The organism is Sphaerisporangium sp. NPDC049002 (assembly GCF_040649355.1).
Classification (GTDB): Bacteria; Actinomycetota; Actinomycetes; order Streptosporangiales; family Streptosporangiaceae; genus Sphaerisporangium.
In genome coordinates this window covers 1-11,205 of record NZ_JBEZFH010000203.1, presented here as the reverse complement: position 1 = coordinate 11,205, position 11,205 = coordinate 1, and the positions used below count along the sequence as shown (strand labels likewise).

At 70.3% G+C, this 11,205-nt stretch carries 7 protein-coding genes; 4 read left to right on the top strand and 3 right to left on the bottom strand.

Annotation, left to right across the window (positions count from 1 at the left end; genetic code table 11):
• Positions 1–396: 396 nt before the first annotated feature.
• The 3 genes from AB0B89_RS29440 to AB0B89_RS29430 all read right to left on the bottom strand — a co-directional run bounded on the left by AB0B89_RS29440 (position 397) and on the right by AB0B89_RS29430 (position 6,369).
• A complete protein-coding gene (locus tag AB0B89_RS29440) occupies positions 397–1,998 on the bottom strand; it encodes a prolyl oligopeptidase family serine peptidase (protein ID WP_358559316.1) in 1,602 nt (533 codons plus the stop codon).
• A gap of 224 nt (positions 1,999–2,222) precedes the next feature.
• A complete protein-coding gene (gene lanL, locus AB0B89_RS29435; RefSeq protein WP_358559314.1) occupies positions 2,223–5,042 on the bottom strand; it encodes a class IV lanthionine synthetase LanL in 2,820 nt (939 codons plus the stop codon).
• A 118-nt stretch (positions 5,043–5,160) separates the two neighbouring features.
• On the bottom strand, positions 5,161–6,369 hold the full coding sequence (locus AB0B89_RS29430) for a cytochrome P450 (protein ID WP_358559312.1): 1,209 nt from the start codon (positions 6,367–6,369) through the stop codon (positions 5,161–5,163).
• 698 nt (positions 6,370–7,067) lie between these two features.
• Between AB0B89_RS29430 and AB0B89_RS29425 the strand changes: the two genes are divergently transcribed.
• The 4 genes from AB0B89_RS29425 to AB0B89_RS29410 form a co-directional block, all read left to right on the top strand.
• Positions 7,068–7,973 (top strand): tryptophan 2,3-dioxygenase family protein, encoded by a 906-nt coding sequence (locus AB0B89_RS29425; RefSeq protein WP_358559322.1) that lies wholly within the window; start codon positions 7,068–7,070, stop codon positions 7,971–7,973.
• The gene (locus AB0B89_RS29420) at positions 7,970–9,121 is read left to right on the top strand and encodes an aminotransferase class V-fold PLP-dependent enzyme (RefSeq protein WP_358559311.1); all 1,152 of its coding nucleotides are present in this window, start codon (positions 7,970–7,972) and stop codon (positions 9,119–9,121) included. Before AB0B89_RS29425 ends, AB0B89_RS29420 begins: the two co-directional genes overlap by 4 nt.
• A gap of 29 nt (positions 9,122–9,150) precedes the next feature.
• The gene (locus AB0B89_RS29415) at positions 9,151–10,143 is read left to right on the top strand and encodes a methyltransferase (protein WP_358559309.1); all 993 of its coding nucleotides are present in this window, start codon (positions 9,151–9,153) and stop codon (positions 10,141–10,143) included.
• A gap of 152 nt (positions 10,144–10,295) precedes the next feature.
• A partial coding sequence (locus AB0B89_RS29410; RefSeq protein WP_358559307.1) for a hypothetical protein occupies positions 10,296–11,205 on the top strand: 910 nt, incomplete at its 3' end.

Below are 11,205 nucleotides of genomic sequence, written 5' to 3'. Positions count from 1 at the left end.
TGTGGTTGGTGGAGAGGCCGGGGGTGATGACGGTCTCGTTGTGGTTGGTGGAGAGGCCGGGGGTGATGACGGTCTCGTTGTGGTTGGTGGAGAGGCCGGGGGTGATGACGGTCTCGTTGTGGTTGGTGGAGAGGCCGGGGGTGATGACGGTCTCGTCGCGGTGGGACATGGGGACTCCTTGTGAATTGAAGGGTTCGGCCCAAACGGTCGAATGGGACGGTTCCCATCTTGACGGTGACAAGATGACCTTGTGGCTCACTTGTAGGCCTTGAATTCGCTGTATACGGGTATCGCTGCCTGCGGTTCGGTCAATGAAATCGGGCTGCCTGTGCCTGGTACGCCGATGTAGCGGGTGCCCCGGAGAACGGCACGTTGAGCCGTCCATCGCCGGCGGTCCTACCGGCGCGATCCGGCGGAGGGCGACGCGCCACGGAGGAAGGCGATGAGACGTTCGAGGACGAGGTGACCGTCCTGACCCGTCACCGGGTCGTGTTCCGCGCCCGGGACCTCCATGTACGCGAACTCGGCGCCGGGGCGGCCTGCCGTCGCCAGCCGGTCGCGTAGCCGTCGCGAGTGGCCGACGGGGATGATCGAGTCCCGCTCGCCGTGGATGAGCAGGAGCGGCAGCCGGATGCGGTCGGCCAGCCGGAGCAGGTCGCGGGGACCGAGGTCGTCGCCGGTGATCTCCTGACGGCCGCCCAGACGATCGAGCATGGCCCGCACCGGCGCCGGACCGTCCTCGTACAACTCGCGTCCGGACAGAAACGGGGCGACGGCGGCGGCGCGTGCCCACAGGCCCGGCTCGGCGGCGGCCGCCAGCAGGGACAGGTAGGCGCCGTAGCTCGCGCCGTACAGCATGGGCCGGGAGGCGCCGGGCTCACGCTCCGCGCGGAGGACCCGCCCCAGGTGGAGGACGTCGGCGAGATCGGGCCCGCCCCACGCGCCGCGGATCGCGTCGCGGTGAGCGGCGCCGTATCCGGTGCTGCCGCGCTGGTTGGGGGCGACCACGGCGACACCCTCGGCGACCATGCGCTGGAACAGCGGCTCGTAGGCGAGCGGCCATGCCGCGTCGGGGCCTCCGTGCAGGGCGAGCACCATGCGCGCCGCGCGGGCGGGATCGCCGTAGACGATGGCCTCGATGGGACCGCCAGGACCGTCGAAGCGGCGCACTTCGGCGGGCGCCCACGGGGTCGGGCCGTCGTCCGCCACGAAATGCCCCGCGAGGGTGGCGGGCACGGTCACCACCCGTGGCGGATGGTCGGGAGCGGAGTGGACCAGCCGCAGCCCGTCCTCGCTCCAGCGGGCCGCCGGCAGCACGGTGCCGCCCGCCGGCCCGATCTCCTGGACGCCGCCCTCCTCCAGGTCGCACAGCAGGACGCCGGAGCGCACCCCTCGGGTGACCGACAGCGCGAGACGCCTTCCCGTCGGGTCGAGGGCGAGCGGAGCGACCGCTCCCTCGATCGTGCTCAGGTGCTCGGGGAAGACGGCCGGCCCGTCGTCGCCCCATCGGCGAACTCCCAGCCGGTGGACGCCTCCGCTGTCGCGGACCGTCAGCAGGGTCCCCGCGCGCGGAGCGGCGAGCAGGAGATGCTCCTCCTCTGGCAGGCCGGGAAGCGGGGAGACGGTGCCGCGGGACAGATCCAGCACCACAGTGCGCGTCCGCTGCCCGTACGGCGTGGCCAGGGCGAGGAGGTCCCCCCTCTCGTCGAGCCACACACCTCCCGCGAAGAGGAACGGCACCTCGGCGACCTGTTCGGGGGGTTCGGCCAGGCCGGAGAGCCGCCACACGGCCGTGCCGCCCGCCGGGGTCTTGTGGAAGGCCAGGGCGGCGGTTCGCGCGGTCTGACCGGCCACCAGCCTCAGGCCGCCACCTGGGAAGGCGGCCAGCTCGTGGACCGACGCCCCGGAGCCGGCCGCGCCGGGGACGAGGAGGAGGAGCCGGTGGGTCCCTCCGGTCTCGGCGCGGCTCAGCAGGATGTTCCCGTCGTCGGTCGGCACCGCGGCGCTCCGGGGGTCCTCTCCGTCCCACGGGTGAAGCACGCGGGATCGAGGGCGCGCCCCGGTGAGATCCCAGAGTTCTGGAGCGAGGGGACCGCGGTCCCAGGCGGTGAGGCATACCGCATGACGCCCCCCGCCGGAGAAGCGGAAGCTGATCCGCCGCAGCTCGGGAGGAGGCGATGGCGCGGCCCCGCCGCCGGCGACCGCGCTCGTCGTCTCCACGCTCATGGCGTCTGGCCGCCCGCCGGGGCCGATACCGTGACGCGAGCCGGGACGTCGACCATCCAGGAACGGGCGCCGCCGTGGCGCGTCCGGTGCAGGAAGTCGAGGACCCCCGCCAGGCCGGTGTTCCAGCCGAAGCTCACCTTGTCGCCGTTCTCGTCCGGCACCACCAGCAGCCCGTCCCGGAGCACCGAACGCACCGACAGGCATCCGGCCAGTTCTTCGGCCTGGGCATGGTAGTCGGGTTCGCCGAGCAGGTCGGCCATGTCGAGCAAGAATTGTCCGTCACCCGCCAGCCCGTGGCAGGCGGCGGTCCCCGAGGACAGACGGGAACCGTGGACGGCGGCCGCGGCGCTCCTCGCGGCCTGCAGGAACCGCTCCTCACCGGTGGCACGGTGGAGGCGGATCAGGAAGGTGCCGACCCCTGAGGACCCGCTGCACCAGTGCGGCAACTTGACGGTGCCGGCGCCGGGGGACACCGCCCACCACGAGGCGTCGCCGGTGGAGTAGGCGGCGGCCAGCAGCGTCCGTCCACCGAGCAGGGCCGTGTCCATGCAGTCGTCGCGTCCGAGGCCGGTGGCGGCGGCGAGCAGGAAGGTCCCGATCCCGGCCACGCCGTGGGCGAAGCCGTAGTGGGTCGCGCCGGCGAGCACGGAGGGGAAGTCCTTCGGGATGGTCCACAACACCGTGTCGGGCGTGCGCTCGGCGCACGCGAGCAGGGCGTCGGCGCATCGGTCGGCCATGTCCCTGAACCGCTCGTCGCCGGTGGCATGCCAGAGGTGCAGCAGGGTGAGCCCCGTCCCGGCCAGGCCGTGGCAGACGTCCGGGTTCGGCCAGGTGGTCGGCAGACCGAGCGCCAGGTCGGCGCCCGCCGCGCGCAGGCCGTCGTCGCCGAGCGCGCGGCCGGCTTCGTGCAGGCCCCAGGCGATACCGGCACGGCCGAAGTAGAGCCCGGGGGAGGGCCTGGTCTCGCTCGCCAGACGCCGGACCGTCCACTCCGCCGCGTTCCTCAGCCCGTCCGCGAGATCGGCGCGCCACGACTCCGGGCCGCCGCCTTCCTCGCAGGCGGGGGTGTCCAGTAGCGAGGCAAGGAGTTTGAGGACCCCGGCCGAGCCGTACTGGACGGCGCAGGGGTCGGAGGTGTCGCCGGAACCCGAGGTGGGCCACAGGCGGCCGCGACCCTCCGGATCGCCGGCCGCGCCGCGATCCATCCGCTGGAGCGTGTGCGCGACCCCGTCGAGGAGCAGGCGGTCCTGATCGGCTCTGGCGAGGCGATGGGCGGTGACGTGGGGCACGAAGGGCCGGGGTTCGGTGTCCAGCTTGTCGAGGAACTCCTCGGCCCGCCGCAGATCCCAGCGCCGGGCCGGGTCCTCCCGCATCAGGCCGAGGATCATCGGCGCCATGGCCTGCGCCAGGGCGTTGCCCGCGGAGGCCACGTCGAACAGCGTCCGTACGCGGGAATCCCACGAGCGGACCCCGGAGGGCTCGTCGGCGCTGAGCACCGGCTGACAGGCCGTGGTCAGGAAGAACACGGTCGCTCCGAGGGCGTACAGGTCCACTTCGGCCGTCGGCGCCGGGCCGTGCCTCGGACCGCGCATCTGCTGGGGCGACGCGTAGCCGGGCGTGAACGCCTTCGTCACGGGAGTGCCGGGGACGGCCGCCATCTCCAGATCGATCAGCCGGCAGCGGCCGTCCGAGCCGACGATGACGTTGCCCGGGGTCAGGTCCCGCAGCACGAAGCCCTGTTCGTGTACGACACCGACCAGGCCGGTCAGCCCGCGCACCACGCTCACCGCCATGTCCTGCCACCGGTCGGGGGAGACGGGCTTCCCCTCGCCGGCCCAGGTGGTGAGCACCATGCCTTCGACGTGCTCCTGTGCCAGGAACAGGTCCTCTCCCTGCTCGAACAGGTCCACCTTGCGGCTCGTGACGCCCAGCGGCCCGAAGTGGTCGAGCATGTTCGCCTCGTGGCGGAGATGGTCGCGTTCGTCCTGACCCCCGAGGGTGGAGCTGAGGTGCGGGCGCGCCTGCTTGATCACTACCTGGCCGCCGGCGAGCCGGTCCTCCGCCAGGTACACCCCGCCCTTCGCGCCGAGGCGGATCGCCTGGCGCACCACGAATCGGTCGGCCAGCAATACGGCCTCCGGCGCGGTGGTCCGCACGGGAGCCCGGCCCGACTCGAACGGGCACGGGGCCCATGCAGGCGGGGAGTACCAGGCGTTGCGCTGGTCGACCACGCTGGTGCCGTCGGGGGCGGTCAGCCTCGAACTGTAGCCGCCGTCGTTGTCGAGCACGCTCTGCGCCGAGAACACCCCGAAGCGGTAGTGGACCAGGCTGCCCGGCTGGTAGGCACGGTCGGACAGAACGGGCGGGCCGGGCAGGCCGTAGGTGGCTCTGTGCAGCTCCTCGGCGACCGCCGTCGCCGTCTCGTCGTCGGGCGGGTAGACCGTGATGAACTTGCCGACCGCGGAGCGGTCGGCGCCCCGGCCGACGAGAGCGGTCAGATCGTCGAGAGTGGCGGCGAACTTGAACGGGCAGCGGTGGCGGGCAAGCACCTCGGCCGCCCGCGCCAGCACGAGCGGGGCCGCCAGTTGCGTCGCCGACACATGCAACTTCCAGCCCTGCGCCCTGATGGGGGAGGCGGCCGGGGTGACATACGTCCACGGCGCGAGGTGGCGGATCTCCCACCCGCCGTCGGCGGCCGCCTCGGAGCCCGTGCCTCCGGCCCCGCGGCCTGCCTGCCGCCGTACGGCGGCCCTGGCGATGTCCTCCAGCAGGTGGGAGTCCGCGCCCGCGCGGTCCTCCATACCTGTCCTGCTCATTCCCAACCCCCGTTGTCTGATCTGCCCGCTGAGTTCGCCAGGATCCGCCTGGTCCCGGGCCCGCGACGGCGGACGGCGGACGGCGGGCGGCCGTCCGACCGGCACCGTCCCTCCGCGGCTAGGGCCGCAGGATCAGGGGGAGCGACATGGGCCCTCGTATTCCCACCAGGGGCTTGTACCGGATCTCGTCCCTGTCCACCGCGAGCTCGATGTCGGAGAAGCGCTCCAGAACGGCGCCGACGCTCACCTTCAGCTCAAGACGCCCAAGGGCGGCGCCGACGCACCGGTGGATCCCGTGGCCGAACGCGAGGCTCTGCTTGGCGGCCCGGTGCAGATCGAAGGTGTCCGGGTCGGTGAACTGGCGAGGATCCCTGTTCGCCGACCCGATGAGAAGGAACATCGCATCGTGGGCCGGGATCTTCGTGCCACTGATCTCGATGTCCTCCTTCGCGAAGCGCCACAGCGACGTGGTGGCGGCGCCGTCGTAACGCAGGACCTCCTCCACCATGGCGCCCAAGAGGGACGGATCATCACGGAGCTCCCGCATCGCCTCGGGATTGTCGAGAAGGGTCAGCACCGCCGTACCCGTCAGGCCGATGGTGGTCTCGTAACCCGCGATGACGAGCCCGGCGCACGAGGCCATCAGTTCCGTCTCGGTCAGCCCCTCGTCGTCGTGCGCCTGGATGAGAGCGGACATCAGGTCGTCGGACAGGTCGTTCCTCTTGACCGCGATCAGCTCGCGGATGTAACCGGCCAGTGACGCGGCCGCGTCCACCGCTTCGCCTCGTCGTCCCGGATCGGCGGTGAAGATGACGTCCCCCCACTCGCGCAGGAGCTTGCGGTCGGCGGACGGTATGCCCATCACCTCGCATATGACCGATACCGCCATGGGCGTCGCGAACCTGTCCAGCAGGTCGACGACACGTCCCGGCCGCACGTCGTCGAGCAGCTTGTCGACGATCTCCTTGACGCTGCGCTCCCATTGCTGGACCCGTGCCGCCGTGAAGGTGCTCGCCGTCAGCTTCCGGTACCGGGTGTGCGCGGGCGGGTCCACCGTGGACATGGAACGGTCTATGTCCCCACCGGCGCCGAGGACGAGCCCGGCCTCCCGGAACTCCTGTGTCGCCCAGGCGGCGTCGTTGCTGATCCGCTCGTCCGTGAAGGCCGCGCGCACGTCGTCGTAGCGGCTGACCAGCCATACCCGGACATCCGTTCCCGGAACCGTCACCGGGTGCACGGGGTGGTTGTCCCGGAGCCATTCATACGTGGGATAGGGATTCTGGAAGTACGGCTCCGTGAACGGGGCGGCGACTGATGGTTCTGGCATGGGTCGTCCTTATTCAACAGCAGAGAACGAGAGGCCGCATCGGCGGTGACAAAGAGGTCGGTCGACGAATGACGGCGATCGGGCCGTCGCGCGCACAGCGAGCGAGAAAGACGGCCCTGGGTTTAGAAGGCTGAACCGGCGGACCAAGGATCAGCCCTTCGAGTCGCGCTTGTCAACAATCGGACCACCGCTCATCTGGGGCTGAGGTGCTGCGTGAAGCACAAGGTCGTCCTCGTTCCGGCAGGTTCCGGACGGCCGGCGAACGGTGGTCCGGCTTTGCCTTCCCGGCGGCAGATCGGAGAGAGACGATTCTTTTGAATCACTAGTGGGACCTAATCGGCGTGGACTGAAGGCGACTTGTGATGGCCGCTACCGTGACCGGCGCCCCCGCCATTGAGTGATACGGCCGCGATCGTGAGAGGGGGTCGGCCTTCCCGGCGTTTCCGTGGTGGTGAAGGCGGTCGCGGCCGTGCGGGCGGCCTTAAAGACTCTGAAGGGGACGATAGGCGTTTTTAGCGTTTTTAAGGTGTGCCGCGGCCCATCCCAAGTCGTTCACAAGGTAGCCGGGTGAGGCTGCGTCGTCGCGTTCGCACCGCCACGGTGTACGACCGTCCGAGAGAGCGAGAGGCTCGGACGGAAAACGTGACGGCGCGAATGCCATTTCCCCCCGGTGGTCGTCTCTATAGGAGAGATCCGAAATTAACAGCGACGAAACATCCGCGTCTTGGACCGCTCCTGCCGTCGAGTCATGCGACGCTGATCAGGTCCTTCCCTTACCCGATCACACCTGCGGGCCGGCATGCGGAGAGAGCCGCATACCAGAGACGAAAGACCTGCATCGGACGCTGTCCGAGCCGGTCTGGAACTCCGTCCTGAAGACGTTCGTAGGGGAGGGCAAACTCGACTACGAGCTGTACCTCCGGACCGACGACCTTCTTTCGCTGCAATCGGCCGTCGGCGACCTCGTGTCGCCCGACGAGATGATGTTCCAGATCGTCCATCAAACCCAGGAGCTGTGGCTGAAGCTCGCGACGCACGAACTGATCGAGGTGGTCGGTGACCTGGAGCGCGAGGGATTCTGGGAGGCCTCCGCACGCCTGAGCCGAGTCGCGCGCATCTTCGGCGGCCTGCGCCAGGAGCTTGTGGTGCTGGAGACCTTGACACCGGACTCGTATCAGACGATCCGCAGGCACCTCGGCAACGGCAGCGGCCAGGAGTCGCCGGGGTTCAACCGCGTGCGGATGGCGGCGGAACACGTGTCCAAAGCGCTCGACCTGGCCTTGGAGCGCAGGAAGGCGTCCATCCGTGACGTCTACGAGCCGCGTGACGTCGAGCACCCCGACCTGAAGTACACCTTCGAACTGCTCGTCGATGTCGACGAGGCGTACCAGATGTGGCTTGTGACTCACTTCATGCTCGTCCGCAGGACGATCGGCGTCAGCAGGGGGACCTCCGCGCTGGACGGCGTTCCCACACAGGTCCTGACCGGCCGGATGACGCAGCCGCTGTTCCGGCCGCTGTGGAAGGTCCGTGAGGAGATGACGGCCACATGGAACCGCGGCGGCGGATACGCGCCCGGCGCGGAGCGGACAGAGGGGCCATGACGGTGACGGACAGCGAACGGCTGGCATCCCTGCGCGCCGAGTTCCCGATCCTGAGCACGTGTGTCTACCTCAACAGCAACTCCACCGGGGCCGTTCCCCGTGGAGTCGAGGACGTCCTGGGCCGGTACTGGCGGACGCTGTCGACCTGGCGGGACGAGGAGTGGAGCGGCTGGCTGGAGCAGATGGCGGGCTACTCCGCGGGCCTGGCCCGGTTCATCGGGGCGCCGGCCGGCTCGGTGGTGACCGATCTCAACCTCAGCACGCTCCTCGCCCGCGTCGCCAGTTGCCTCGATTTCGGCGCGCCGCGCGACAAGGTGGTCACAACCGACCTGGAGTTCCCCACGGTGCCGTTCATATGGCGCGGCTTCGCCCGGTACGGGGCTGCGCTGGAAGTGGTGGGCACCGGAGGACCGGAGTTCGACGAGGACGCCCTGGTCGAGGCGATCGACGAACGTACCGTCTGCGTATGCGTGTCGCACGGTAGCTACAGCACAGGGGCCGCGCTCGATCTGCGGCGCGTCGTCGATCGGGCGCACAGCGTGGGCGCCTATGTCATCGTCGACGCCTATCAGACCGTCGGCGTGGTCCCTCTGGACGTCACCGCTCTCGGCGTCGACTTCCTGCTCGGCGGGGCGCACAAATGGATGTGCGGCGCCGGCACGGCCTTCCTCTACGTGAGGCCGGACATCCTGCCGGACCTGCGGCCCGCGGCGACGGGCTGGTTCGCCGGCGACGATCCCACCTCCTTCGGCCCGCCCGCCGGATGGGCGGCCGACGCCCGCCGTCTCGCGAGCGGCACTCCCATGGCGCTGGGGCCGATGATGTCCCAGGTGGGCTTGGACCTGTTGTCGGGCGTGGGCGTGCAGGCGATCCGCCGGCATTCCCTGGCCTGCACCGACCGCGTCATCGAGCGCGCCGACGCCGCCGGGATCGAGGTCGTGACCCCGAGGGACCCCTCCCGCCGTGCCGGGGTCGTCTGCTTGAGCTTTCCGGGAGACCGGCAGGTGAGGGAGGCACTCTTGCGCGCCGGCATGGTTTGCAGCTGGCGCGGGTCACTCCGCGTGGCACCGCACTTCTACAACACGATCGAGGAGATCGACGCGTTCATGGACGCTCTGGAGTACGAGCGCGCGAGGGTGACCCTGTGACCGGCCACCAGCTCGGTCCACGAGCACTCATGAGCCTCCTGGCCAACGGCTCCAAGGCGATGGACGTCGTGGAGGCGGCTCTGGAGCTCGGCGTGCTCGACGCGCTGGAGCCCGCCGAGGTCACCGTGGCCGAGATGAGCACCCGGCTGGGACTGGTCCCGGGCCGCCTGTACAAGTTGCTGGACTGCCTGGAGAGTCTCGGTCTCGTCCGGAGCAGGAGCGCGGGCGACGATCCGTTCCTCGCTCGTTACACCGCCGTTTCCGGGCTGAAGGAGGCGGTGCTCGCCGTGGCCGGTCCCGGCGCGCTGGAGCGGGACCGTGACAAGTATCCGTGGCGGGTCCTGCACGGGAACCTGCCCGAGGTGTTGAGAGGGACCCTGTCGATCCCGGCGGGCGACTTCGGCTGGCCTCCGGACGAGACGCAACTCGCGGGCTTCGAGCAGAGCATGGCCGCCGGGCTGGGCCCCTTCGTCGAGACGTTCCGGTCGCATGCCGCCCGCCTGTTCGGCACGTCCGCGTTCCGGCTCCTCGACGTGGGAGGCGGTGACGGCACCCTGGCCGCGGCCCTGCTGCCGGCCAGTCCCGCCCTCCAAGTGGACGTGTTCAACCTGCCCGCCGCTGAGCCGCTCGTCGACCAGGTCAGGCGCGACAGCGGCCACGAGGACCGGTTGGGCTTCGTGGGCGGCGACTTCCTGGAGGGTCCCCTGCCGCGTGGCTACGACGGGGTGTCGCTCGTCCGGGTGCTGCACGACTGGCCGGTCTCGACCGCTCGCGCGCTGCTCCAGAAGGCGCATGAGGCGCTGGAGCCCGGCGGGCGGATCATGATCTGCGAGGAGTTCCGCACTCCCGAGCGTCTCGCCGCCCAGTTCTTCTGGTCGTACTTCCTCATGGGCGTCGACGCCTGCCACAGCCGGCTGTACGACATCGAGCACTACACGCGGCTCCTTAGCGACACCGGTTTCGTGGAGATCGCGGTTCTGCCGGGGCCCGTCGAGGTGATCACCGCGTCGCGTGACGGATAGTCAGGAGGAGATTCGGCGTGTCAATCTTGTCATTGACAAGATTATGGGGACGTGGAATCTTACCCATGACGGACAGTTCACAGGAGGCGGACGGCCATGGGTCGCGCGCTCGTGAGGCGTCCCAGAACTCGTGGTTCCGTAAGGAGATCTCCGTGAACAGTGGATCCGCCGTCCGGCGTGCCGGGCTCATCACAGGGGTCTCCCTGCTACTCCTCGCCGGCCTGGGGGGCTCGCCCGTCCAGGCTCGGACCTCCGGAGGTGACAACGGGGGCGGCACCGCGGCCGCGCTGGCGACCGCTCCCGTGCCCGGTGGGTTCGCCACCTGGAGCGACCTGATGAGCACGCAGAACAAGCTCAACGCGGCCGCGGAGAAGATCCAGAAGGCGGCTGCCGCGAGCACGCGGAACGGGTACGCGAGCGTGGTCGCGGCACCGGAGAACCGGGAACTTCTCGTCTACTGGCAGGGCGCGGTGCCCGCCGCGGTCCAGCGCGTCATCGAGGAGCAGAACAGGTCCGTTCCCGTCAGGGTGCTGCCGGCGCGCTACACCCAGGAGCAGCTCCTCGCGGAGGTGCGGCGGCTCGGCGAGAACGAGGCCGTCGGGGAGGTCGCCCCTCGCGCGGACGGCAGCGGCCTCGACGTGAGGTGGGCGAAGGGACGGTCGCGGGCCCAGAGCCTCGCCGCCGAGAACCTCCTGGCCACGGCGGCGGTCGACGTGCGCGTGGACACGGCCGCCGGCGAAGTGGAGACGACGCCCTTCGCGGGGAGGTGCGCCGACGGCTCCTCGTGGTGCCGTGAGGACGACTCCTCTCCCTACTACGCGGGCGCCAGGACGATGAACTGCACGGTCGGCTGGCCCATGAACATGGGGGGCACTACCCGTCTGCTGAGCGCGGCACACTGCGCCGGCCTGGCCGAGACCGTGTTCGACGGCGGCGGTGATCGCATGGGCCCGGTCATCAACGACACTCAGCGCCCGGACACCCTGGTGATCGCGGCGGAATCTCACCGCGAGAACAGCACCCCGGCGAAGCGCCCGGCGATGCCGAACAGCGCGACGTCGG